Annotated in this window: 18 protein-coding genes and 2 tRNA genes; 17 read left to right on the forward strand and 3 right to left on the reverse strand. The window is 68.4% G+C overall.

The features are described from left to right. Positions 1 to 1,131: an acyltransferase family protein gene (locus OHT51_RS27800; protein ID WP_328881646.1), complete on the reverse strand. Its 1,131-nt coding sequence runs from the start codon at positions 1,129 to 1,131 to the stop codon at positions 1 to 3. A 612-nt stretch (positions 1,132 to 1,743) separates the two neighbouring features. Here OHT51_RS27800 and OHT51_RS27805 point away from each other — a divergent pair. Next, on the forward strand, positions 1,744 to 1,938 hold the full coding sequence (locus tag OHT51_RS27805; RefSeq protein ID WP_030044846.1) for a hypothetical protein: 195 nt from the start codon (positions 1,744 to 1,746) through the stop codon (positions 1,936 to 1,938). Positions 1,939 to 2,644: 706 nt separating this feature from the next. Here OHT51_RS27805 and OHT51_RS27810 read toward each other — a convergent pair. Next, positions 2,645 to 2,715: transfer RNA gene (locus OHT51_RS27810), tRNA-Gly, on the reverse strand. 131 nt (positions 2,716 to 2,846) lie between these two features. On the opposite strand from OHT51_RS27810, the gene OHT51_RS27815 reads away from it, so the two are divergent. The 5 genes from OHT51_RS27815 (at position 2,847) to clpX (ending at position 7,640) form a co-directional block, all read left to right on the forward strand. Further along, positions 2,847 to 2,923: transfer RNA gene (locus OHT51_RS27815), tRNA-Pro, on the forward strand. 206 nt (positions 2,924 to 3,129) lie between these two features. Next, positions 3,130 to 4,524, forward strand: a complete 1,395-nt coding sequence (tig, locus tag OHT51_RS27820) for a trigger factor (protein WP_328881647.1) — start codon at positions 3,130 to 3,132, stop codon at positions 4,522 to 4,524. 277 nt (positions 4,525 to 4,801) lie between these two features. Further along, positions 4,802 to 5,422 (forward strand): ATP-dependent Clp protease proteolytic subunit, encoded by a 621-nt coding sequence (locus OHT51_RS27825; protein WP_328881648.1) that lies wholly within the window; start codon positions 4,802 to 4,804, stop codon positions 5,420 to 5,422. 70 nt (positions 5,423 to 5,492) lie between these two features. Continuing rightward, entirely contained in the window at positions 5,493 to 6,173 is a 681-nt protein-coding gene (locus tag OHT51_RS27830; RefSeq protein WP_328881649.1) for an ATP-dependent Clp protease proteolytic subunit, read from the forward strand. Between the two features lie 180 nt (positions 6,174 to 6,353). After that, positions 6,354 to 7,640, forward strand: coding sequence for an ATP-dependent Clp protease ATP-binding subunit ClpX (gene clpX / locus OHT51_RS27835; protein ID WP_328881650.1), 1,287 nt, complete (start codon positions 6,354 to 6,356; stop codon positions 7,638 to 7,640). Positions 7,641 to 7,716: 76 nt separating this feature from the next. Here clpX and OHT51_RS27840 read toward each other — a convergent pair whose 3' ends face one another. Further along, on the reverse strand, positions 7,717 to 8,700 hold the full coding sequence (locus tag OHT51_RS27840; protein ID WP_328881651.1) for a hypothetical protein: 984 nt from the start codon (positions 8,698 to 8,700) through the stop codon (positions 7,717 to 7,719). A gap of 136 nt (positions 8,701 to 8,836) precedes the next feature. Here OHT51_RS27840 and OHT51_RS27845 point away from each other — a divergent pair, with 136 nt between their 5' ends. The 11 genes from OHT51_RS27845 to OHT51_RS27895 all read left to right on the forward strand — a co-directional run bounded on the left by OHT51_RS27845 (position 8,837) and on the right by OHT51_RS27895 (position 24,841). Next, positions 8,837 to 11,461: a valine--tRNA ligase gene (locus tag OHT51_RS27845; protein ID WP_328881652.1), complete on the forward strand. Its 2,625-nt coding sequence runs from the start codon at positions 8,837 to 8,839 to the stop codon at positions 11,459 to 11,461. A 193-nt stretch (positions 11,462 to 11,654) separates the two neighbouring features. After that, positions 11,655 to 13,157: a bifunctional tetrahydrofolate synthase/dihydrofolate synthase gene (gene folC, locus OHT51_RS27850; RefSeq protein ID WP_328881653.1), complete on the forward strand. Its 1,503-nt coding sequence runs from the start codon at positions 11,655 to 11,657 to the stop codon at positions 13,155 to 13,157. An 8-nt stretch (positions 13,158 to 13,165) separates the two neighbouring features. Continuing rightward, the gene (locus OHT51_RS27855; RefSeq protein ID WP_328881654.1) at positions 13,166 to 13,522 is read left to right on the forward strand and encodes a DUF4233 domain-containing protein; all 357 of its coding nucleotides are present in this window, start codon (positions 13,166 to 13,168) and stop codon (positions 13,520 to 13,522) included. A gap of 145 nt (positions 13,523 to 13,667) precedes the next feature. Further along, positions 13,668 to 14,081, forward strand: a complete 414-nt coding sequence (ndk, locus tag OHT51_RS27860; protein ID WP_030052239.1) for a nucleoside-diphosphate kinase — start codon at positions 13,668 to 13,670, stop codon at positions 14,079 to 14,081. 267 nt (positions 14,082 to 14,348) lie between these two features. After that, entirely contained in the window at positions 14,349 to 15,368 is a 1,020-nt protein-coding gene (locus OHT51_RS27865; RefSeq protein WP_004931372.1) for a rod shape-determining protein, read from the forward strand. A 252-nt stretch (positions 15,369 to 15,620) separates the two neighbouring features. Beyond that, positions 15,621 to 16,685, forward strand: coding sequence for a rod shape-determining protein MreC (mreC, locus tag OHT51_RS27870; protein WP_328881655.1), 1,065 nt, complete (start codon positions 15,621 to 15,623; stop codon positions 16,683 to 16,685). Positions 16,686 to 16,698: 13 nt separating this feature from the next. Then, positions 16,699 to 17,403 (forward strand): rod shape-determining protein MreD, encoded by a 705-nt coding sequence (gene mreD, locus OHT51_RS27875; RefSeq protein WP_328881656.1) that lies wholly within the window; start codon positions 16,699 to 16,701, stop codon positions 17,401 to 17,403. 176 nt (positions 17,404 to 17,579) lie between these two features. Then, entirely contained in the window at positions 17,580 to 19,841 is a 2,262-nt protein-coding gene (gene mrdA / locus OHT51_RS27880) for a penicillin-binding protein 2 (protein WP_328881657.1), read from the forward strand. Continuing rightward, the gene (rodA, locus tag OHT51_RS27885) at positions 19,838 to 21,037 is read left to right on the forward strand and encodes a rod shape-determining protein RodA (RefSeq protein WP_328881658.1); all 1,200 of its coding nucleotides are present in this window, start codon (positions 19,838 to 19,840) and stop codon (positions 21,035 to 21,037) included. Before mrdA ends, rodA begins: the two co-directional genes overlap by 4 nt. 243 nt (positions 21,038 to 21,280) lie before the next feature. Further along, complete coding sequence (locus OHT51_RS27890) at positions 21,281 to 22,783, forward strand: CYTH and CHAD domain-containing protein (RefSeq protein ID WP_328881659.1); 1,503 nt, start codon at positions 21,281 to 21,283, stop codon at positions 22,781 to 22,783. Positions 22,784 to 22,870: 87 nt separating this feature from the next. Continuing rightward, entirely contained in the window at positions 22,871 to 24,841 is a 1,971-nt protein-coding gene (locus tag OHT51_RS27895) for a TIGR03960 family B12-binding radical SAM protein (protein WP_328881660.1), read from the forward strand. Positions 24,842 to 25,013: the final 172 nt, after the last annotated feature.

Here is a 25,013-nt window from a genome sequence, read left to right on the forward strand (position 1 = left end):
TCAGGCGTTGACCTTCTCGCGAGCGGCGGATCCTTCCCGCTTCTCCCGCTCCCGAGCCAACTCCGCGGCGTCCCGCTTGAACGCCCACTCCATCTTCGGCTCCATCGCGAACCGGAACACCCGCTGCACGGGCGCGGTGCACAACAGCGTCACGCCGACGGCCGCGAGCACGGTGACGAAGATCTCGCCGAGCGGCCGCTGCAGCCAGGCGTGCTCGAACCAGCCCTGGTAGTCACCGGCCTTCACCACGAAGCCGTGCAGCAGATAGCCGTACAGCGTGCCCGCGCCGAGCGCCGTGAACCACATGTGCCGGCGCGGCACCCACGCGAAGAAGCAGGCCGTCAGCACCAGCGAGCAGCCGAACATCGCCAGCACCATGACCGGCCCGCTCCACCACGGCGCGGCCAGCTCCTGCGCGGCGTCACGGTGGTAGAACCACGCGGTGTTCATCCGCGGCACCGCCCACCAGCCGAAGCCGAGCGCCATCGCGAACACCGGCACGGACAGCATCCGCACCGTGCGCGTACGCACCATGTGGAAGTGCTCGGGCTTCATGCACAGGCCCAGCACGAAGTACGGCAGGAACTGCAGAACCCGCTGCAGATCCAGGTCGTCACCGATCTCCGGGGTGACCGTGCCCGCCATGGCGAGGCCGAGCGCGATCGGCAGCGGCCAGCGCACCATCTTCCAGATGGGGGTGGTCATCCGCCAGATGAACAGCGCACACAGGAACCACGTCAGGTACCACGGGTCCAGCAGGCTGATGTTCTGGCTGGGGTCGTCGTCGATCCAGCGCTTGAAGAGCGGGTAGGCCGTCTCGAAGACGATGTACGGCACGGCGACGCCGGTGATCAGCCGCTTCAGCCGGTTGGGGCTCGCGTCGAAACTGCGCGAGAAGAAGCCGGAGATGATGATGAACGCCGGCATGTGGAAGGTGTACACGACGGTGTACACGGCCTCCAGGATGCGGCTGTCGCCCTTGATCGGCTCCCAGGCGTGGCCTATGGCGACAAGTACGATCGCCAGGTACTTGGCGTTGTCGAAGAACGCGTCGCGCTGCTTGGCACCGCCGGACGCGGGTCTGTTGTCCGCCTGAGCCTTCTTGCTCTGCGGCGAGCGCGGACTCGGCACTCCGTCCGCCGACGACTCTGCCGGGGGGAGTGGCGCTCTGTTGTGGCCGTGCGGTCGCAGCGAGTTGTTCACAGACCCTCCCACCGGAAGCCGGGGGAGTCGATCCAGGCCCTCGCTGCGCATGCGGGGGACGAGGCAGCATGGAACATCTGAGGCACCCTAGCGTTGCCTATGGGATTTCGTAAAACCTGCGAGGTCGTTCCTGGTTATTGCGTTCGAACTCGCGTGTACAACGAACAGGCACCTGGCAGACACCTGTTGGACACCCTCCTTGTCCGGATTCATCCCGACTAAAAGGTGCATATGGTCAGGAGCCGACTCCGATGGAATGATCAACTCATCCATAATTCGAATTGCCGGCGAACACGTTGTGTGCCGATGGAAACGAACCCGTCGAATTCTCTCCGCCGGAGTTCCCTCGAATTGCTGTACGGGCGCAACGCGAGAGGTGACCGCGTCCGACGCACCCGCACAGATCCGGCACAGGTGTGGCGAACGAAACGTCACGTGCCGCATAGCTAGGCCCGGTTGGTGGCACGATGGTTCTGGCGGGGGTGCGCGGGGTTGCATCCCCGGGCCGGGAGAGCGGACCGACCGAGGGTGTGATCTGTTGTGGCCATTTCGCTGTCAGTGGTGTTGCTGTTGGCGATCATCTTGGTGGTGCTGATCCGTGGCGGATCCCTGAAGGCCGGCCCCGCCGTCGTCGCCGTGCTGTTCGGCTTCTTCCTGGCCTCGACAGGCATGGCCGACGACATCCAGCGGTTCCTCAACTCGATAGCGGAGACCATCAACTCGATCCAGTTCTAGGGTCCGTGAGTGCGGCTTCCGGGGTCCCAGGGGTGGCCCGGAAGAGTACGGGTACCCTCGTTCGCCATCGCCGAACGGTACGGAGCGGGGGGAACGTACGGGATGGCGCTGCGCGAGACGGACCCGGCGGAGGTGGGTGGCTACCGGATCGAGGACCGTCTCGGCTCCGGCGGCATGAGGTGGTCCACCTGGCCCGCTCCGCCTCCGGCCGCCGCCTCGCCCTCAAGGTGGCCTCGCCGAGGCCCTGCGCGACATCCATCGCGCGGGGATGGCCGACCGGGCCCTGAAACCGGCCAATGCCGTGACGGAGCAGTACGCCCCCGCTCGACACCTACGACGGCAAGGTCCGCTGGAAGCGCCCGTACCCCGACCATGACGACCAGATGTGCCTGCGCCGCGACGCCGTCGGAGACAGGTGCGTGGTCTGTCGGAAGTGAGTCGGCGACAACATGGACGAGATCGCCGGCACCAGCATCTCCCGCCTCGATCCGGCCACCGACCGTGCCCGCTGGACCCGCCTCCGCCACTCACCTCTACCTGGCGTCCCCCGGTCCTCGCCGGTGACGCCCTCTACGTCCCGTACGGCATCCCTTCGGTCTACACCGTGGACGTACGCAACCTCTGACCCGGCCGTGCCTCAAGCCCCTCGGAAACGATCAGGGCCAGGCGGAGGAATCATCCTCTGACCTGGCCCTGAGCCGTACAGAGCGGGCGACGGGAATCGAACCCGCGTAGCTAGTTTGGAAGACTAGGGCTCTACCATTGAGCTACGCCCGCACGCGCCGCGCCGCAGGTCAGGTGACCGCGGCACAGAAGGCATCGTAGCGGGTCGGCACCCCTCGCCGCACACCCCGTTAATGCGGGGGCCGCGCTGCCTGCGGCCATGTACCCTACGTGTCGCACCAGCACGGGGTGTGGCGCAGCTTGGTAGCGCGTCCGCTTTGGGAGCGGAAGGCCGTGGGTTCAAATCCCGCCACCCCGACCAGGACCGGTCAAGACCGGCCACATGCGCGACGACCTCGTGTGATCGCGTCCAGTGATCGCCTTTGGGGCGTGTCGCCGCTGCCGTTACTATGCAAGCTGCACGCCCGTGTGTCTCTCCATCTGATGAAGTCCTCCCGGGCGGCGAAATCCGCCGGGCCAGTCTGGTCCCGGCAGAACCCAAGAAGTCAGCCACAAGGAGACCGAACCGTGAAGAGCGCCGTGGAGACCCTGAACCCGACTCGGGTTCGGCTCACTGTCGAGGTGCCCTTCGAGGAGCTCAAGGACAGCCTCGACGCGGCGTACAAGAAGATCAACCAGCAGGTCACGGTGAAGGGCTTCCGCAAGGGCAAGATCCCGGCGCGCGTCATCGACCAGCGGTTCGGCCGTGGCGCCGTGCTGGAGGAGGCCGTCAACGACGCGCTGCCGAAGTTCTACACCGAGGCGGTCAACGAGGCCGACCTCAACGTCCTGGGCCAGCCCGAGGTCGACATCACCGAGCTGAAGGACGGCGAGACGCTGAACTTCACCGCCGAGGTCGACATCCGCCCGACCATCGAGATCCCGGACTACTCCGGCATCGAGGTCGAGGTCGACGCCGTCGAGGTCACCGACGAGGACGTCGAGAAGTCGGTCGAGCAGCTCCGTGAGCGCTTCGCCTCCACCTCCCCGGTCGAGCGTGCCGCCGAGGACGGCGACGTCGTCACGATCGACCTGCAGGCCAAGGTCGACGACGAGGTCCTGGAGGACGGCGTCGCCGAGGGCGTCTCCTACACCATCGGCTCCGGTGAGCTGCTGGACGGCATCGACGACGCCGTGAAGGGCCTCGAGGCCGGTGCCGAGGCCACCTTCGCCTCGGAGCTCAAGGGCGGCTCGGCGGCGGGCAAGGAGGCCGAGGTCACCGTCAAGGTCACCCAGGTCGCCGCCCGCGAACTGCCCGAGCTGGACGACGAGTTCGCGCAGCTCGCCTCCGAGTTCGACACCCTGGACGAGCTCAAGGCCGACAGCCGCAAGCGCCTCGAGAACATGAAGCAGTACGACCAGGCCACGCAGGCCCAGGAGCGCGTCCTGGAGAAGCTGCTGGAGCTCGTCGAGGTGCCCGTCCCCGAGAAGCTCCTCGAGGACGAGATCAACACCCGTAAGCACAACCTCGAGCACCACCAGCTCGGCCAGATGGGTCTCGACCTCGAGAAGTACCTCGAGATCCAGGGCAAGACGGTCGAGGAGTTCGACGCCGAGACCAAGGAAGCCGCGGTCAAGGGCATCAAGACGCAGTTCGTCCTCGACGAGCTCGTCAAGCAGGAGAAGCTGAACGTCAACCAGGAGGAGCTCACCGAGCACCTCATGCGCCGCGCCGCCTCCTCCGGCATGTCCCCCGACCAGTTCGCCCAGGCGGTCGTCGAGGGCGGCCAGGTTCCGCTCCTGGTCGGCGAGGTCGCCCGCGGCAAGGCCCTGGCCGTCGTCGTCGAGAAGGCCGTGGTCAAGGACACCAACGGCGAGGTCATCGACCTGGACGACGAGGACGAGACCGAGCAGGCCACGGAGACGGTGGAGGCCGCCGAGGGCACCGCCGACGCCGCCGACGAGGAGAAGTCCGAGGGCTGAGCCCACGGCACTTTGCAAGCCGTACGGAGGGCCCTGGGGGAGCACAACACCCCGGGGCCCTTCGACGTACGGTGGGAAGGTGCCCTTCCGGGGCGCCGGGCCCGCCCACGCAGCGCAGGCATGCGCTCACAGCGAACACCCCTGGAACCGGGATTGCGCCGCAGGTGCCGCGCGTTAGGGTCCATGAATACGAGGGCAGGGGAGTCCCCGAAATGGCTCCAGCCCGCAGGGAAACGTGAGACGGCCCGGCGCCGTCGCAAGACGAGCAGGTGGATACGTGACGAATCTGATGCCCTCAGCCGCCGGCGAGCCTTCAATCGGTGGTGGCCTCGGCGACCAGGTCTACAACCGGCTGCTCAACGAGCGGATCATCTTCCTCGGCCAGCCGGTCGACGACGACATCGCGAACAAGATCACCGCACAGCTGCTGCTCCTTGCCGCCGCGGACCCCGACAAGGACATCAACCTCTACATCAACAGCCCGGGCGGCTCGATCACGGCCGGCATGGCGATCTACGACACCATGCAGTTCATCAAGAACGACGTGATGACCATCGCCATGGGCCTCGCCGCCTCCATGGGGCAGTTCCTGCTCAGCGCGGGCACCCCGGGCAAGCGGTTCGCCCTCCCGAACGCCGAGATCCTGATCCACCAGCCTTCCGCCGGCCTCGCCGGTTCGGCGTCGGACATCAAGATCCACGCCGAGCGGCTGCTGCACACCAAGAAGCGCATGGCCGAGCTCACGGCCCAGCACACCGGCCAGTCGGTCGAGCAGGTCACCCGTGATTCGGACCGAGACCGCTGGTTCGACCCCGAGGAGGCCAAGGCGTACGGCCTCATCGACGACGTCATCACCACAGCTGCCGGCATCCCGGGCGGCGGCGGCACCGGGGCCTGACCGCCCCGTGGGACCGAAGAGGCCCCAGCAAGCCCCTCAGCCGACCGCCACAGCTCCTAGGAGACAGACAGTGAACGACTTCCCCGGCAGCGGCCTGTACGACCGCACGCGCGCCGAGTACACGGGTCCCGCCGCCGAGTCCCGCTACGTCATCCCGCGGTTCGTGGAGCGCACCTCGCAGGGCATCCGCGAGTACGACCCGTACGCGAAGCTCTTCGAGGAGCGCGTGATCTTCCTCGGCGTGCAGATCGACGACGCCTCCGCCAACGACGTCATGGCGCAGCTGCTGTGCCTGGAGTCGATGGACCCCGACCGGGACATCTCGGTCTACATCAACAGCCCCGGCGGCTCCTTCACCGCGCTCACGGCCATCTACGACACGATGCAGTTCGTGAAGCCGGACGTCCAGACGGTCTGCATGGGCCAGGCGGCCTCCGCCGCGGCCGTGCTGCTGGCCGCCGGCACGCCCGGCAAGCGCATGGCGCTGCCGAACGCCCGTGTGCTGATCCACCAGCCGTACAGCGAGACCGGCCGCGGTCAGGTCTCCGACCTGGAGATCGCCGCGAACGAGATCCTGCGGATGCGCTCGCAGCTGGAGGAGATGCTGGCCAAGCACTCCACCACGCCGATCGAGAAGATTCGCGAGGACATCGAGCGCGACAAGATCCTCACGGCCGAGGACGCGCTGTCGTACGGGCTGATCGACCAGATCATCTCCACCCGGAAGATGAACAACGCCGACGTTCGCTGACGCGGACCCGGTAGTGTCTGCTGCCCCTTGGCACGGTTTGGGACGGTGCACGTCAAAGTGAACCGCGCCAAGGGGGGCCCGAACGGGGGGCCAAGCAAGGTACCGTCGACATAAGGCAGCACCAGGAGCCGCTGGATTCGAAAACGTCCAGTCGTCTCCCAGGCGAAGGGGAAGCACACCGTGGCACGCATCGGTGACGGCGGCGATCTGCTCAAGTGCTCGTTCTGTGGCAAGAGCCAGAAGCAGGTCAAGAAGCTCATCGCAGGCCCTGGTGTGTACATCTGCGACGAGTGCATCGATCTCTGCAACGAGATCATCGAGGAAGAGCTCGCGGAGACCAGTGAGGTCCGCTGGGAGGAACTGCCCAAGCCGCGCGAGATCTACGAGTTCCTCGAGGGCTACGTGGTCGGCCAGGAAGCAGCCAAGAAGGCGCTCTCCGTCGCCGTCTACAACCACTACAAGCGCGTGCAGGCCGGCGAGAACGGCGGCGGTCAAAGCCGCGAGGACGCCATCGAGTTGGCGAAGTCCAACATCCTGCTGCTGGGCCCCACGGGCTCCGGCAAGACGCTGCTCGCCCAGACCCTGGCCCGCATGCTGAACGTCCCCTTCGCCATCGCGGACGCGACCGCGCTGACGGAGGCCGGGTATGTCGGCGAGGACGTCGAGAACATCCTGCTGAAGCTGATCCAGGCGGCGGACTACGACGTCAAGAAAGCCGAAACAGGCATCATCTACATCGACGAGATCGACAAGGTCGCCCGGAAGAGCGAAAACCCCTCGATCACGCGTGACGTGTCCGGCGAGGGCGTCCAGCAGGCCCTGCTGAAGATCCTGGAGGGCACCACGGCCTCGGTCCCGCCGCAGGGCGGCCGTAAGCACCCGCACCAGGAGTTCATCCAGATCGACACGACGAACGTCCTGTTCATCGTGGGGGGCGCGTTCGCGGGCCTCGAGAAGATCATCGAGTCCCGGGCCGGCGCCAAGGGCATCGGCTTCGGCGCGACGATCCGCTCCAAGCGTGAGCTGGAGGCCAAGGACCAGTTCGAGGACGTCATGCCCGAGGACCTGGTCAAGTTCGGCATGATCCCCGAGTTCATCGGCCGCCTCCCCGTCATCACCTCGGTCCACAACCTGGACCGCGAGGCCCTGCTCCAGATCCTCGTCGAGCCGCGCAACGCGCTGGTGAAGCAGTACCAGCGCCTCTTCGAACTCGACGGCGTGGAACTCGACTTCGAGCGCGAGGCCCTGGAGGCCATCGCCGACCAGGCCATCCTCCGCCAGACCGGCGCGCGCGGCCTGCGCGCCATCATGGAGGAGGTCCTGATGTCGGTGATGTACGAGGTGCCGTCCCGCAAGGACGTCGCCCGGGTCGTCATCACGGCCGACGTCGTTCGCTCGAACGTGAACCCGACGCTCATTCCGCGGGATGCGCGGGGGCGGGGGTCGGGGGAGCAGAAGACGGCGTAGCCGTCCGCAGTACCGCAGACGTACGAAGGGGCCCCGGTCGAGAGACGGGGCCCCTTCGTAGTTGGTGCGTGCGGCGTCAGGCCTTTTCGCGGACTTCCTGACGCAGCTTGCTGGTGAGGTCGACCGCGGTGTCCTTGCCGACGCCCGTGCCGGTGTTGTCACCGGGCGAGACCATGGCGACCGTGCTGTAGTCGGCCCAGGCGCAGAACCAGTCGATGGACTGCTTCTTGGTGAGTGCGTTGGTGGACTTGGTCGACTGGCACTTGGCGACGGCGCCGTCGATCTCGACCTCCTCGGGCTCGCCCACCAGCTCGGCGTTCCGCATGGTGGGCGAGTCATCCGAAGAGCTCTCCTTGACCTCCTTCTGGATGGAGGCGAAGAACTTGTCCAGGGTCGACTGGGGGTCCGCGATCTCTCCGTAACCGCCCACCAACGTGACTCCCTTGGCGGTCAGCAGCTCCGCCTGGCTGGGCAGGGTGGAGGGGTCCTGCGGGTCGTAGTTGCTGAGGTCGGCGGTGGACCAACTCCCGACGACGACCGTCCCGTTCTTGACGCCGCTCTTCTCCATGTCCTTGACATCGTCGGCGTCGGAGGACTGGTTGCTTCCACCGACCCGCTTGTACTCGCTGAGCACCGTCGCCGGCGTAGCCAGCTTGTGCGCCCCGTCGTCCTCAAGGTTGCCCGCGCCGCCGCTGCTGCCGCCGAGCACGAAGTACGCCCCCACGCCGATCGCGACCACGACGGCCACGGCGCCGATGATCAGGCCGGCCTTCTTGCCGCCGCCGCCCGGGGCCGGGGGCTGGGGCATGCCGTACGGCTGCTGCTGGCCGTACTGGGGCTGCTGGCCGTAGGGGTTCGGCTGCTGGGGCGGGACGCCGGGGGGCTGCTGCGGGTAGCCGTAACCGGGCTGGGGCTGGGTCGGCGGGGCCTGCTGGGGGTAGCCGTAGCCGGGCTGGGGCGCCTGCGGCGGCTGGCCGTACGGGCCGGGCTGCTGCGGCTGGCCGTACGGACCGGGCTGCTGGGGCTGCCCGCCGTACGGGCCCGGCTGGTTGTAGCTCATTTCTGGGTTCCCCTCCAGATGCTTATGTGTTCCTGACATCCTGGCCCAGACTCAGGCAACGCATGGCATCGGGGTGCCCACCGTTACAGAACAAACGCGTTTCGGGACACGCCCGCGACACCCCTAAACTGAGCGGGTGACCGAGAACGCTCAGCAGCAGCCACCAGCGCCCGACACCGAACTGCCGACCCAGTACGCGCCGGCCGATGTAGAGGGGCCGCTGTACGAGCGCTGGGTAGAGCGCGGTTACTTCGAGGCGGACGCGAAGAGCGACAAGCCGCCGTTCACCGTCGTCATCCCGCCGCCGAACGTCACCGGCAGCCTGCACCTCGGGCACGCCTTCGAGCACACCCTCATCGACGCCCTGACGCGTCGTAAGCGCATGCAGGGTTACGAGACGCTGTGGCAGCCGGGCATGGACCACGCCGGTATCGCCACGCAGAACGTCGTCGAGCGTGAGCTGGGGAAGGAAGGCAAGTCCCGGCACGACCTCGGGCGTGAGGCGTTCGTCGAGCGCGTCTGGCAGTGGAAGGGCGAGTCCGGCGGGCAGATCAGCGGGCAGATGCGGCGCCTCGGCGACGGCGTCGCCTGGTCGCGCGAGCGCTTCACCATGGACGAGGGGCTGTCCCAGGCCGTCCAGACCATCTTCAAGCGCCTCTACGACGACGAGCTGATCTACCGCGCCGAGCGCATCATCAACTGGTGCCCGCGCTGTCTGACGGCCATCTCGGACATCGAGGTCGAGTACCAGGACGACGACGGCGAGCTCGTCTCCATCCGGTACGGCGACGGCGACGACGCCATCGTCGTGGCCACGACCCGCGCCGAGACGATGCTCGGCGACACCGCGGTCGCCGTCCACCCCGATGACGAGCGCTACCGCCACCTCGTCGGCCGCGACATCGAGCTGCCGCTCACCGGCCGCCGTATCCCCGTCGTCGCCGACGAGCACGTCGACCCCGAGTTCGGCACCGGCGCCGTCAAGGTCACCCCGGCCCACGACCCGAACGACTTCGAGATCGGCCAGCGCCACGGCCTGCCGTCCCTCACGGTGATGGACGAGCACGCCGTCATCACGGCCCACGGCCCGTTCCAAGGCCTGGACCGCCTGGAGGCCCGCTCGGCCATCGTCGCCGCGCTGCGCGCCGAGGGCCGGATCGTCGCCGAGAAGCGGCCGTACGTCCACTCCGTCGGCCACTGCTCGCGCTGCAAGACCACCATCGAGCCGCGCCTGTCCATGCAGTGGTGGGTCAAGGTCGGCCCGCTCGCCAAGGCCGCCGGTGACGCGGTCCGCGACGGCAAGGTCAAGATCCACCCGCAGGAGATGGAGAAGCGGTACTTCGACTGGGTCGACAACCTCCATGACTGGTGCATCTCACGGCAGTTGTGGTGGGGTCACCGGATTCCGGTCTGGTACGGCCCGGAGGGTGAAGTCCTCTGCGTCGGCCCCGACGACGAGGTCCCGACCGGCGAGGGCTGGCACCAGGACACCGACGTCCTCGACACCTGGTTCTCCTCCGGCCTGTGGCCCTTCTCCACGCTCGGCTGGCCCGAACAGACCGAGTCGCTCGCGAAGTTCTACCCGAACTCCGTCCTGGTCACCGGCTACGACATCCTCTTCTTCTGGGTCGCCCGGATGATGATGTTCGGCCTGTACGCGATGGACGGCACCCCGCCGTTCCACACCATCGCCCTGCACGGCATGGTCCGCGACCAGTTCGGCAAGAAGATGTCGAAGTCCTTCGGCAACGCGGTCAACCCGCTGGACTGGATGGACAAGTACGGCAGCGACGCGCTCCGCTTCACCCTCGCGCGCGGTGCCAACCCGGGCGTCGACGTCCCGATCGGCGAGGACTGGGTCCAGGGCTCCCGGAACTTCGCCAACAAGATCTGGAACGCGACGCGCTTCGCGCTGATGAACGGCGCCACGGTCGACGGCCCGCTGCCGGAGCCGTCGGCGATGTCGTCGACGGACCGCTGGATCCTGTCCCGCCTGAACTCCGTCGTCGCCGAAGTCGACGCGTTCTACGAGGACTTCCAGTTCGCGAAGCTGTCCGACGCGCTCTTCCACTTCGCGTGGGACGAGGTCTTCGACTGGTACGTCGAGCTGTCCAAGACCACGTTCCAGGCGGGCGGCGAGCCGGCCGAGGTCTCCAAGCGCGTCCTCGGTGAGGTCCTCGACGTCACCCTCAAGATGCTGCACCCGGTGGTCCCGTTCGTCACGGAGACGCTGTGGACGACGCTGACGGGCGGCGAGTCGATCGTGATCGCCGAGTGGCCGAAGGACAGCGGCTTCCGTGACACGGCGGCCGAGCAGGAGATCGCCGTTCTCCAGCAGGTCACCACCGAGGTCCGCCGCTTCCGCGCCGACCAGGGCCTGCAGCCGGGCCAGCGCGTCCCGGCCCGCCTGAGCCTGGACGGCACGGCCCTCGCCCCGCACGAGCCGGCCATCCGCCAGCTGCTGCGCCTCCAGCCGGAGGGCGAGTCCTTCACGGCCACGGCGACCCTGCCGGTGGCGGGCGCCGAGGTCGCCCTCGACCTCTCAGGCGTGATCGACGTCGCGGCCGAGCGCAAGCGCCTGGCCAAGGACCTCGCGGCGGCCGAGAAGGAGAAGGCCCAGGCGAACGCCAAGCTCGGCAACGAGGCGTTCCTCGCGAAGGCGCCGGACAACGTCGTGGAGAAGATCCGCGGCCGGCTGGCGAAGGCGGAAGAGGACATCGCACGGATCGCCGCACAGCTGGACCGCCTGCCGCAGGCGTAGTCGGTTCTACGGCCATGAGGCCCCCGGTGCTGTCAGGCGCCGGGGGCCTGCGCGTACCTCAGCGGCGTGGGGCTGTACCGATGTGGCTCCGCCGCGTGGGCGTGACCAGCCACAATGAACCAGCAGCCGCCCGCCGACCCAGGACACGCCACTGGGTGGGCGCCCTGTCAGTCCCCCTCCGTAGACTGGCCCCGTGAGCGACCAGAACGAGCCCGACCCCCTCGACCCCTTCGAAGAGATCATCGCGGCCGAGACCGACCGCGACCCGGATCTCGCGGTCATCGAGGCCGGCAGCCGCACCCTGCGCACCCAGGGCGGCCCGCCCAGCGCCGACGTGCCCGCACGCCCCGAGGACCCCGAGGTCGACAAGGCGCTGCGCGAGGTCGAGGCGGAGCTCGCCACCCGCTGGGGCGAGACCAAGCTGGAGCCGTCCGTCAGCCGGATCGCCGCGCTCATGGACGTGCTGGGCGAGCCGCAGCGGGCGTACCCCTCCATCCACATCACCGGCACCAACGGCAAGACGTCGACGGCCCGCATGATCGAGGCCCTCCTCGGTGCCTTCGAGCTGCGCACCGGCCGCTACACCTCCCCGCACGTCCAGTCGATCACCGAGCGGATCAGCCTCGACGGGGCGCCGATCTCGGCCGAGCGGTTCATCGAGACGTACCAGGACATCCGGCCGTACATCGAGATGGTCGACTCGCAGCAGGAGTACCGGCTGTCCTTCTTCGAGGTGCTGACGGGCATGGCGTACGCCGCCTTCGCCGACGCGCCCGTCGATGTCGCCGTCGTGGAAGTGGGCATGGGCGGCTCCTGGGACGCCACGAACGTCATCGACGGTGATGTCGCCGTCGTGACCCCCATAGACCTCGACCACACCGACCGGCTCGGCAGCACTCCGGGCGAGATCGCCGGCGAGAAGGCCGGGATCATCAAGCAGGACGCCACCGTGATCATGGCCCAGCAGCCGGTGGACGCGGCGCAGGTGCTGCTGAAGAAGGCCGTGGAGGTCGACGCCACCGTCGCGCGCGAGGGCCTGGAGTTCGGGGTTGTGTCGCGTCAGGTCGCCGTCGGCGGGCAGTTGGCGACCCTGCGCGGGCTGGGCGGTGAGTACACCGAGGTGTATCTGCCGCTGCACGGCGCGCACCAGGCGCACAATGCCGCCGTCGCCCTCGCCGCCGTGGAGGCGTTCTTCGGCGTCGGTGCCGCGCGGGCCGAGCCCCTGGACATCGACACCGTCCGCAAGGCGTTCGCGGCCGTCTCCTCTCCGGGCCGCATGGAGGTCGTACGGCGCTCGCCGACCGTCGTGCTCGACGCCGCCCACAACCCGGCGGGCGCGCGGGCGATCGCCGAGGCGATCGGGGAGGCCTTCGACTTCAGCCGGCTGATCGGAGTCGTCGGCGCGAGCGGCGACAAGAACGTGCGGGGGCTGCTGGAGGCCTTCGAGCCGATCTTCGCCGAGGTCGTCGTCACGCAGAACTCCTCCCACCGCGCCATGGACGCCGACGAACTGGCCGCGATCGCCGTCGAGGTGTTCGGCGACGAGCGCGTGCAGGTCGAGCCGCGGCTGCCGGACGCCCTGGAGGCCGCGATCACGCTGGCCGAGGAGGAGGGCGAGTTCGCGGGCGGCGGTGTGCTCGTCACCGGGTCCGTCATCACGGTCGGCGAGGCCCGGCTGCTGCTGGGGAAGGGCTGAGTCCGAAGATGCGTACGCTCTGTTCCTCGACCCTGATCGGCGAGTTCTTCGTCATCGGCTTCGCCGGTCTGGTCGCCATGAAGGATCCCGACCTGTCCATGTCGACGGTGTGGACGGTCAGCGGGATCGCGATGTTCCTGTGCCTGCTGCTGTGCGGCCTGGTGACCCGCCCCGGCGGCGTCGCCCTCGGCTGGGCCCTGCAGATCGCCCTCATCGCCTCCGGCTTCATCGTCCCGACGATGTTCTTCCTGGGCGCGGTGTTCGCGGCGCTGTGGTGGGCGTCGGTGCACTACGGCAGAAAGGTCGACGAGGCGAAGGCGCGCTTTGCGGCGCAAGGGGACAAAACCAGCCCTTCCGGAGCCTGAGGACGAGGCCGTCGAGGCCGATCGGAGCCCTGGGGGGCAGCCCCCGGGGCCGACGACCTGCACAAGCTGACACTCCGTGACGAGCGCCCAGCTCAGCCCTGTAACCTCGTCCCACCGCACACCTGTAGGTAATAAGGAGCTCGTCGTGACTCAGCGCACCCTCGTCCTGCTCAAGCCCGACGCAGTCCGCCGTGGCCTGACCGGCGAGATCATCAGCCGGATCGAGCGCAAGGCCGGCTGGCAGATCACCGCGCTGGAGCTGCGCACCCTGGACCAGGAGACCCTGGAGCAGCACTACGGCGAGCACAAGGGCAAGCCCTTCTACGAGCCGTTGGTGGAGTTCATGGCGTCCGGCCCGGTCGTGGCCCTGATCGTCGAGGGTGAGCGGGTCATCGAGGGGCTGCGCGCGCTGGCCGGTCCGACCGACCCGATCGCCGCGGCGCCCGGCTCCATCCGTGGTGACTTCGGCGTGATCGTCCGCGAGAACCTCATCCACGCCTCCGACTCCGAGGAGTCCGCGGAGCGCGAGGTGAAGATCTTCTTCCCGGGCCGCGCCTGACCCCCACACCCGGCCCGAACTGGGACGGTCGAAGAAACCCGGCCGCCCAGCGGCATATGCGTGGCGATCGAGGGAACGAGTGCCTCCGATGGCCCGTCTCCACAAGCGAGGCGACTCGCCATCTGCTGACAATGGCGAAGACCCTCCCGCAGTGTTCGCGAAGGCGCGTCTACGATAGAAGCCTTCACGTCACAGCACCCACTTCGCCGACCTGAAAAGCCATCAAAAGCTCCCAGGAAGGCCAGACGAATCCTGATGGGGAACTCAATGTCGTTCATCGGCCGTGACATGGCTGTCGACCTCGGGACCGCCAACACGCTGGTGTACGTCAGGGGTCGCGGGATCGTACTCAACGAGCCGTCCGTCGTCGCGATCAACACCAACACCGGTGGCATTCTCGCGGTCGGCGCCGAAGCGAAGAAGATGATCGGGCGCACGCCCGGCAACATCGTTGCCGTGCGTCCGCTGAAGGACGGCGTCATCGCCGACTTCGAGATCACCGAGCGGATGCTCCGCTACTTCATCCTGAAGATCCACAAGCGGCGGTATCTGGCTCGTCCGCGGGTCGTCGTCTGTGTGCCCTCCGGCATCACGGGCGTCGAGCGCCGCGCCGTCATCGAGGCGTCGTCCCAGGCCGGCGCCCGCCAGGTGCACATCATCGAGGAGCCCATGGCCGCGGCCATCGGTTCCGGCCTGCCGGTCCACGAGGCCACGGGCAACATGGTGGTCGACATCGGCGGCGGCACCACGGAGGTCGCGGTCATCTCCCTCGGCGGCATCGTCACCGCCCAGTCCATCCGCGTCGCGGGCGACGAACTGGACAACGCGATCATCCAGCACATCAAGAAGGAGTACTCCCTTCTGCTGGGTGAGCGGACGGCCGAGCAGATCAAGATCACGATCGGTTCGGCGTACGACCTCGACGCTGACGAACACACCGAAATCCGCGGCCGGGACCTCGTCTCCGGGCTGCCGAAGACCGTCGTCATCTCAGCGGCCGAAGTACGCAAGGCCATCGAGGAACCGGTCAACGCGATCGTGGACGCCGTGAAGACGACCCTCGACAAGTGTCCGCCGGAGCTGTCCGGCGACATCATGGACCGAGGAATCGTTCTGACCGGCGGCGGCGCCCTGCTGCGCGGACTCGACGAGCGGCTGCGCCGCGAGACCGGCATGCCGATCCACATCGCCGAGGACCCGCTGGACAGCGTGGCGCTCGGCTCCGGCAAGTGCGTCGAGGAGTTCGAGGCGTTGCAGCAGGTGCTGGACGCCCAGCCGCGCAGATGACGTAACTCTTCGATTCCGCCGTACGGGATGATCTCCTCTCGTACGGCGGATCGTTGATATAGAGGCATAAGCTCCCTGAAGAGCCTCGAAACTTCGACCCTTCGCACTTCGGCACTTCGCAGAGAAGCGCCGCACGCAAGCCCCGCATACAAGCTCCGCTTACAAGTTCGTAGCCAAACTCCGCATACAGAGCCCCTCGGGTTTACCCGAGGTTTCCCGAATTCCTACTGAGGAAGGGCACGGCCGCCGCACGTGAGGGACACACGAGAGAGCCGGCTGCTCCTGGTGCTGCTGATCGCCATCGCGTTCGCGCTGATCACGGTGGACATCCGCGGAGGTGAGGATTCGCCGGTCGACGGTGCCCGCCATGCCGCTGCCACGGTCTTCGGCCCGATCGAGGACGGCGTGTCGGCCGCGGTGAACCCGGTCGGCAACGCGGTCGCCGCGATCCGCGACTCCGGCGAGCGCCACGACCGGCTCGCCCGGCTGGAGCAGGAGAACGCCGCCCTCAAGGCCAAGCTCGGCAGCGACGACCGTAACCGCAGCCGTCTGAAGCAGCTGGACAAGGTGCTGAAGGTCGCGGGCGCCGGCCAGTACGGCATCAAGGGCGCGCAGGTCATCGCGATAGGGGCGGCCCAGGGCTTCTCCTGGACGATCACCATCGACGTCGGCGTGAACGACGGCATCCAGCGCGACATGACCGTCCTGAACGGGGACGGGCTGGTCGGGCGCGTCACCACCGTCGGTCCGAACACCGCGACCGTGCTCCTCGCCAACGACCCCGACTTCACCGTCGGCACCCGCATGGAGGCCAGCGACGAGCTCGGCTTCGCCTCCGGCCAGGGCGACCGTCCGCTGCGCGTCGAACTCCTCAACGGAAAGGCCGAGGTGAAGAAGGGCGACCGGCTCGTCACCTTCGGCTCACAGGCCGACAAGCCGTTCGTGCCCGGTGTCCCCGTCGGCGTCGTCTCCCGCGTCGACCCCTCCGGGGGCAACCTGACCCGCACCCTGTACGTCACGCCGTACGTCGGGTTCAGCAAGCTCGACATCGTCGGCGTCGTCGTCCAGGCCCCCGCGAAGGACCCGCGCGACACGGTGCTTCCCGACAAGCCCGAGCCGACCCCCACGCCGACCGTGACGGTCACCGTCACGCCGGGCGCCGAGGACCCGGCCGACGGCCAGAACCAGCCGCCGGCGGACGGTCAGGACCAGCCGCAGGCCGACGGTGAGAACCAGCCGCAGGCCGACGGCCAGGATCCCCCTCCGGCCGACGGCCGGAACCAGTACGAGCAAGACGTGTACGAGCAAGAGCAGTAGGAGCTGAAGCCAGATGCGCGTCAACCGAGTCCTGCTCTCCTCCTCCCTGGTCGTCGTCGCCCTGGTGATCCAGGTCAGCGTCCTGGCCCGCCTCCACCTCCCGGGCGCCGTCCCCGATCTGCTGCTGCTCACCGTCCTGGGCCTCGCCATGGTCTACGGCCATGTCGGCGGCGCCCTCGTCGGCTTCGGCGCCGGTCTGCTCGCCGACCTCGTCCCGCCCGCCGACCACGCCGCCGGCCGCTATGCGCTGGTGCTGTGCGTCATCGGCTATCTCGCCGGGCTCATCAAGCCGGACAACGGCCGGCTCAAGTCGGCCACCGGGCCGATGGTCGTCGTGGTCGTCGCCGCGATCGGCACGACCCTGCTGTACGCCGGTGTCGGCGCCCTCGTCGGGGACACCGCGGCCCGCCACGTCGGCCTCGGCAGTCTGCTCTTCACGGCCGCGCTGTACGACCTGCTGCTCGCCCCGTTCGTCGTCCCGGGGATCATGGCGCTGGCCAGGCGTGCGGAGAACGACCCGCTCGCCGACACCAAGTCCCAGGCGAAGAAGGCCGACATCTCCACCGGCTGGCTCTCCGGCGGCACCGGCCTGCGCATCGGCGGCCAGCGCGGCGGGATGGGGGGCCTGAAGGGCGGCCTCAAGGGCGGGCTGAAGGTGAAGGCGGTGCGGGCGCGGACGGCGCGCGCCGGGCGCATCAAGGGGGTCAAGCGGCTGTGAGGACAGGGGAGTTCACCCGGACGGGTGAGTCCGGGAGGAACCGGGCCGCGCGGGCCGGACGTTCATCACTCGTACACGCGGTCGTAGGCGGCGTCGTGCACACGGTCGAACGAAGAGTCGTAGACACACAGTCGTATCCGTACTGGTACTCGCACTGAGAGGGGGAGGCAGCCGCAGTGAGCAACATCCCCGAGACCGGCCGGACGCCACGCGTCCAGATCCGGCTCGTCGTCATCCAGATCCTCGTCCTCTCCCTCCTGGGCACCCTCGGCGGGCGCCTGTGGTACCTGCAGATCCGCGAGGGCGACGCGTACGCCAAGGAAGCGTCCGGCAACCACGTCCAGCAGGTCGTGGATCCTGCCGTGCGCGGCTCGATCCTGGACGCGCGCGGCGTGCCGCTCGCGGACAACGAGACACGGCTGGTGGTCTCCGCCTCCCGTACCGACCTGCTGAAGATGAAGGACGATGGCAAGGGCGTCCTGGCCAAGCTGGCCGGAGTGCTCGGCATGAAGCCCGAGGAAGTGATGGGCAAGGTCCGGCTCTGTGACGCCGAGACCCCGCAGCCCTGCTGGAACGGCTCGCCGTACCAGCCCATCCCCATCACCGACGAGGCCACCCCCAAGCAGGCCCTGCAGATCCGGGAGCGCGCCGAGGACTTCCCCGGCATCACCGCCGAGCCGCAGGCCCTGCGCCGGTACCCGAGCCCCGGCAACTCCAACACCGCCCAGGTCCTCGGCTATCTCTCCCCCGTCACAGACGAGGAACTTCAGCAGTCACAGGACACCGACTCGCCGTACCTGCGCTCCGACCAGGTCGGCCGCTCGGGCCTGGAGCGGCAGTACGACAAGCAGCTGCGCGGCAATGCCGGTGTCACTCGCTACGAGGTCGACAACCTCGGCCGGGTCATCGGCCAGGCCAAGGCGGACCCGGCCCAGCCCGGGGCCAACCTCGTCACCAGCATCGACGCCCGCGTGCAGCGAGTCGCCGAGTACGAGCTGAACGAGGCGATGAAGCAAGCCCGCAAAGAGTGGGACCGCAACACCAACGAGCCGTACAAGGCCGACTCGGGCGCCGTCGTGGTGATGGAGGCCAAGACCGGCCGCGTCGTCGCCATGGCGTCCAACCCGTCGTACGACCCGAACGCCTGGGTGGGCGGCATCTCGGCCAAGGACTACAAGCAGCTCACCGGCAAGGCCTCCAACTACCCGCTGCTCAACAGGGCGATCCAGGGCCAGTCGGCCCCCGGCTCCATCTTCAAGGTCGTCCCGACGGCCGCCGCGGTCAACGCGGGCTACTCCTTCGACGGCCCGTACCAATGCTCCAGCTCGTACTCGATCGGCGGCCAGGTCTTCAAGAACTTCGAGTCCAAGGGGTACGGCCCGATCAGCCTCGGCCGCGCCCTCGAGGTCTCCTGCGACACCGTCTTCTACCGCCTCTCCCACGAGGAGTGGAAGCGTGACGGCGGCACCAAGCCGAAGAAGAACGCGGGCGACTGGTTCTACAAGACCGCCCACCAGTTCGGCCTCGGCGCGGAGACCGGTATCGACCTCCCCAACGAGGTCACCGGCCGCATCCCCGACCGCCAGTGGAAGCAGGACTACTGGAAGGCCAACAAGGACGCCTGGTGCAAGTACGGCAAGCGGGACGGCAGCTATGCCGAGAAGATCGCCTACGAGAACTGCCTCGAAGGCAACCGGCTGCGCGCCGGTGACTCCGTCAACTACTCCATCGGACAGGGCGACACCCTCGTCACCCCCATCCAGATGGCGACCATCTACTCGGCCATCTCCAACGGCGGCACCCTCTACGACCCCACGGTCGGCAAGGCGGTCGTCAGCCCCGACGGCAAGACCGTCGAGGAGATCAAGCCCAAGTCGCACGGCAAGCTGCCCATAAGCAAGCAGACGCTGGCCGCGATGGACGACGCCCTCGCCGGCGTCGCCACCCGCGGCACCGCCGCCTGGCGGTTCGCGGACGTCGGCTGGCCGCAGGACAAGATCCCGATGCACGCCAAGACTGGTACCGCCGAGGTCTACGGCAAGCAGACGACCTCGTGGTTCGCGACGTACACCAAGGACTACTCGGTCGTCATGACGATCTCCCAGGGTGGTACGGGTTCCGGCGCCTCGGGTCCGGCCGTGCGCAACATCTACGACGCGCTGTACGGCGTCGCCGACGACGGTGCGATCAACAAGAAGAACGCGCTGCTGCCCACCCCGGAGAAGAACCTGCCGAAGGTCCGCACCGACGGCACCATCGCCTCGCCGAAGGTCTCCAAGGACCCGGCGAAGGAGCAGCGAGCCGGCCAGAAGGGTGAGGCCGAGTCGGACGAGCAGCAGGTCGCCGGGACGGTCGCACCGCCGACGACCGAGAACCGGGACACCCGGCGCAGACGACGCAGGGGTCGCGGGCGCGGAAGCCGGAGGATGCTCACATGACCGGCGCCAACAGTTTCCAGGTCTCGGGGTACGGGCCGGAACGGGCGGGCTGGACCCGCCTGTTCGCCCGCGACTCGCTCGCCCGCCGGCTGGACTGGCCGATACTGCTGGCGGCGATCGCCCTGTCGCTGATCGGCTCGATCCTCGTCTTCTCGGCGACACGCAACCGCACCGAGCTCAACCAGGGCGACCAGTACTACTTCCTGATCCGGCACATCCTGAACACCGGCATCGGGATCGCGCTGATGATCGGGACTGTCTGGCTGGGGCACCGCACCCTGCGCACGGCCGTGCCGATCCTGTACGGCGTCTCGGTGTTTCTGATCCTGCTGGTGCTCACCCCGCTCGGCTCCACGATCAACGGCGCCCACTCCTGGATCAAGCTCCCCGGCGGCTTCTCGCTCCAGCCCTCGGAGTTCGTGAAGGTCACGATCATCCTGGGCATGGCGATGCTGCTGGCGACGAGAGTGGACGCGGGGGACAAGCAGTACCCGGATCACCGCACGGTCGTGCAGGCGCTGGGCCTGGCCGCGGTGCCGATGCTGATCGTGCTTCTCATGCCCGACCTCGGGTCGGTCATGGTGATGGTGGTGATCGTGCTGGGCGTGCTGCTCGCGTCCGGCGCCTCCAACCGCTGGGTCTTCGGGCTGATCGGCGCGGGCACCATGGGGGCGATCGCGGTCTGGCAGCTGGGCGTCCTGGACGACTACCAGATCGCCCGCTTCGCGGCCTTCGCCAACCCGGAGCTCGATCCGGCGGGCGTCGGGTACAACACCAACCAGGCGCGCATCGCGATCGGCTCCGGCGGGCTCACGGGCTCCGGGCTGTTCCACGGCTCGCAGACGACCGGCCAGTTCGTGCCGGAGCAGCAGACCGACTTCGTGTTCACCGTGGCGGGGGAGGAGTTGGGCTTCCTCGGCGGCGGTCTGATCCTTCTGCTCCTCGGCGTGATCCTGTGGCGGGCCTGCCGTATCGCCCGTGAGACCACCGAGCTGTACGGGACGATCGTCGCGGCGGGGATCGTGGCGTGGTTCGCCTTCCAGGCGTTCGAGAACGTCGGGATGACGCTGGGCATCATGCCGGTGACCGGTCTGCCGCTGCCGTTCGTGTCGTACGGAGGGTCGTCGATGTTCGCGGTGTGGGTGGCGGTGGGGTTGCTGCAATCCATCCGGGTACAACGTCCGTTGTCGGCGTGAGCGCTGGGCCAGTGCGGCGGCCGGTGCGGCCGGTGGGTGTCGTAGCGGGCCGTGGCGGTCGGTCGAATGGCCGCCGTGCCGGGGTCCCCACGACTGGCACGGCGGTGCCCCGACCGGGCGCCGGGTGTCCAGCCGCAGAATTGGACTCCATCAGCCCGTTTCCCAACCGCCGCCCCTGGTCCTCCCGGCGTTCATGGCTGGTGAGCCCTGTCATCCAGACGTGACTGCCATTAGATTCAGGGCATGGCGGACACGAAGCGCGAAATCGAGCGGAAGTATGAGTCCGACGACAGCGGCCTGCCCGACCTGACCGGGGTCGCCGGGGTCGATGCCGTCATCGACAAGGGTGTAGCGCAATTGGACGCCACCTATTACGACACCGCGGACGAGCGCCTCGCCGCCTCCTCGATCACCCTGCGGCGCCGGACGGGCGGGTCCGACGCGGGCTGGCATCTGAAGTTCCCCGTGGCCCCGGGCGTGCGGGACGAGGTCCAGGCGCCGCTGTCCGACACGCTGCCCGACACCCTCGCCGGGCTCGTCCGCTCCCGGGTCCGGGACACCGAGCTGGTCCCCATGGTCCGGCTCCGCTCCGAGCGTGACGTGCGGCATCTCGTGGACGCCGACGGCGGGCTGCTCGCGGAGGTCAGTGTGGACGCCGTACAGGCCGAGCGCCTCGCAGGCGGCAGCGGCACCGCGCAGTGGACCGAGATCGAGGTGGAGTTGGCCGACGGCGTCGACCCGAAAGTGCTCGACAAGGTGGAGAAGCGGCTGCGCAAAGCAGGGGTCCGGCCGTCGGAGTCGGCGTCGAAGCTCGCGCGCGCCCTGGCCGAGACCGCCCCGCAGAAGCTCGCCCCCGTGTCCGTCGAGGACCCCGTGACCGCCGGCGACCACGTGCTCGCTTACGTCCGCGCCCAGCGGGACGCGATCGTCGAGCTCGACCCGGCCGTACGCCAGGACGTCGAGGATTCCGTCCACAGCATGCGCGTCGCCACCCGCCGGATGCGCAGTACCTTCAAATCCTTCGGCAAGATCCTTGACCGGGCGGTCACCGACCCGATCGGCGACGAGCTGAAGTGGCTGGCCGGCGAGCTGGGCGTGGACCGCGACCGCGAGGTGCTGAACGAACGCCTGTCGGCGGCGCTCGACGAGGTGCCCCACACGCTGGTCTACGGTCCTGTGGCCGAGCGGCTGAGCCACTGGGCGGGGGACACGCCCGGCGGGGCGAGCAGCCGGCTGATCGGGGTCCTGGACTCCCACCGCTACCTGGCCCTGCTCGATGCCGTCGACGGCCTGCTCGCCGACCCGCCGCTGCTGAAGGCGGCCGGAAAAGAGCCCGCGAACGCGCTGCCGAAGGCCGTGCGGAAGGACTTCGGCAAGGTGTCCGCGCTCGTCGAGCAGGCTCTGGAGCTGGAGCCCGGCAGCGACCGTGACATCGCCATCCACGAGGCCCGCAAGAAGACCAAGCGCACCCGCTACGCGGCGGAGGCGGCGGTTCCGGCGCTTGGCAAGCCGGCCAAGAGCCTGGTCAAGACCATGAAGTCCCTGCAGAACCTGCTCGGCGAGCACCAGGACAGCGTCATGGCCCGCCAGACCCTGAGCGAGCTGTCCGCGGTCGCCCACGCGGCCGGGGAGAGCGCCTTCACCTACGGGCTGCTGTACGGGCGCGAGGAGCAGCGGGCAGCGGCCGTGGAGGACCAGCTGCCCGGCGTCTGGGACGGGATCAAGGGCGGGGCGGACGTCCTCTGAGTCCTCGGACGTGCTGAGGGTGTCCGCGGTCGCGTTAGGCTAGATGGTCACCCCTGTCAGTCCAGTCCAGCTCACGAAGGTCGCGAGATGCCTGCCGAAGTCGCTGCGTCGGTTTTCCCGCAGCTCGAAGCTCTGCTCCCGCATGTGCAGAAGCCGATCCAGTACGTCGGCGGAGAGCTCAACTCCACGGTCAAGCCGTGGGACTCCTGTGACGTCCGCTGGGCGCTCATGTACCCCGACGCCTACGAGGTCGGGCTGCCCAACCAGGGCGTCATGATCCTCTACGAGGTCCTGAACGAGCAGCAGGGCGTCCTCGCCGAGCGCACGTACAGCGTGTGGCCGGACCTGGAGGCCCTGATGCGGGAGCACGCCGTCCCGCAGTTCACGGTGGACAGCCACCGGCCGGTGAAGGCCTTCGACGTGTTCGGCCTGTCCTTCTCCACCGAGCTCGGCTACACGAACATGCTCACGGCCCTGGACCTGGCGGGCATCCCGCTGGAGTCCAAGGACCGGACCATCGACGACCCGATCGTCCTGGCGGGCGGCCACGCGGCCTTCAACCCCGAGCCGATCGCCGACTTCATCGACGCGGCGATCATCGGCGACGGCGAGCAGGCCGTGCTGGACATGACGGCGATCATCCGCGCATGGAAGGCGGAGGGCTGCCCCGGCGGCCGCGAGGAGGTCCTCTTCCGCCTGGCGAGGACGGGTTCGGTGTACATCCCGGCGTTCTACGACGTCGAGTACCTCCCGGACGGCCGTATCGCCCGTGTCGTACCGAACAAGAGCGGTGTCCCGTGGCGCGTGTCCAAGCACACGGTCATGGACCTGGACGAGTGGCCGTACCCCAAGCAGCCGCTCGTGCCGCTCGCCGAGACGGTCCACGAGCGCATGTCGGTCGAGATCTTCCGCGGCTGCACCCGGGGCTGCCGCTTCTGCCAGGCCGGCATGATCACACGCCCGGTGCGTGAGCGCTCGATCACCGGCATCGGCGACATGGTCGAGAAGGGTCTGAAGGCGACGGGCTTCGAGGAGGTCGGCCTGCTCTCCCTCTCCTCGGCGGACCACAGCGAGATCGGCGACGTGGCGAAGGGCCTGGCGGACCGCTACGAGGAAGACAAGATCGGCCTCTCGCTTCCCTCCACCCGCGTGGACGCCTTCAACATCGACCTGGCGAACGAGCTGACGCGCAACGGCCGCCGCTCCGGTCTGACCTTCGCCCCCGAGGGCGGCTCGGAACGTATCCGCAAGGTCATCAACAAGATGGTCTCGGAAGACGACCTGATCCGGACGGTCTCCACCGCCTACGGCAACGGCTGGCGGCAGGTGAAGCTGTACTTCATGTGCGGCCTGCCGACCGAGACCGACGACGACGTCCTGCAGATCGCCGACATGGCCACGAAGGTCATCGCGAAGGGCCGTGAGGTCTCCCGCTCGAACGACATCCGCTGCACGGTCTCGATCGGCGGCTTCGTCCCGAAGCCCCACACCCCCTTCCAGTGGGCCCCGCAGCTGTCGGCCGAGGAGACGGACGCTCGTCTCGAGAAGCTCCGCGACAAGATCCGCGGTGACAAGAAGTACGGCCGCTCGATCGGCTTCCGCTACCACGACGGCAAGCCGGGCATCGTCGAGGGCCTCCTCTCCCGGGGCGACCGCCGCATCGGCGCGGTCATCCGCGCGGTCTACGACGACGGCGGCCGCTTCGACGGCTGGCGCGAGCACTTCTCCTACGACCGCTGGATGCAGTGCGCCGACAAGGCGCTGGTCCCCTTCGGCGTCGACGTCGACTGGTACACCACCCGCGAGCGCACCTACGAGGAGGTCCTCCCCTGGGACCACCTCGACTCCGGCCTCGACAAGGACTGGCTCTGGGAGGACTGGCAGGACTCCCTCGACGAGACCGAGGTGGAGGACTGCCGCTGGACGCCGTGCTTCGACTGCGGGGTGTGCCCGCAGATGGACACACACATCCAGATCGGCCCGACGGGCAAGAAGCTGCTGCCACTGACGGTCAAGAACGCGGCGTCGGCTCCTGCGAGGAGCGGTCACTCGCACTGAGGTGGGCGAGGCACGCGATCGGGTGATTGCGGCCCTGGGTGAGGCCCTACGGCGATGTTGAGCCCCCTCTCAGTACAGAGGGGGCTCGATGCTGTCCGACGCCGGTGAGCTGACTGAACGGTCGGCTCAGCTTGCCTTTGGCCAGTTGATATCCAGGATGGTACTTGCTGGA

Origin of the sequence: Streptomyces sp. NBC_00299 (assembly GCF_036173045.1) — a bacterium.
Classification (GTDB): domain Bacteria; phylum Actinomycetota; class Actinomycetes; order Streptomycetales; family Streptomycetaceae; genus Streptomyces; species Streptomyces machairae.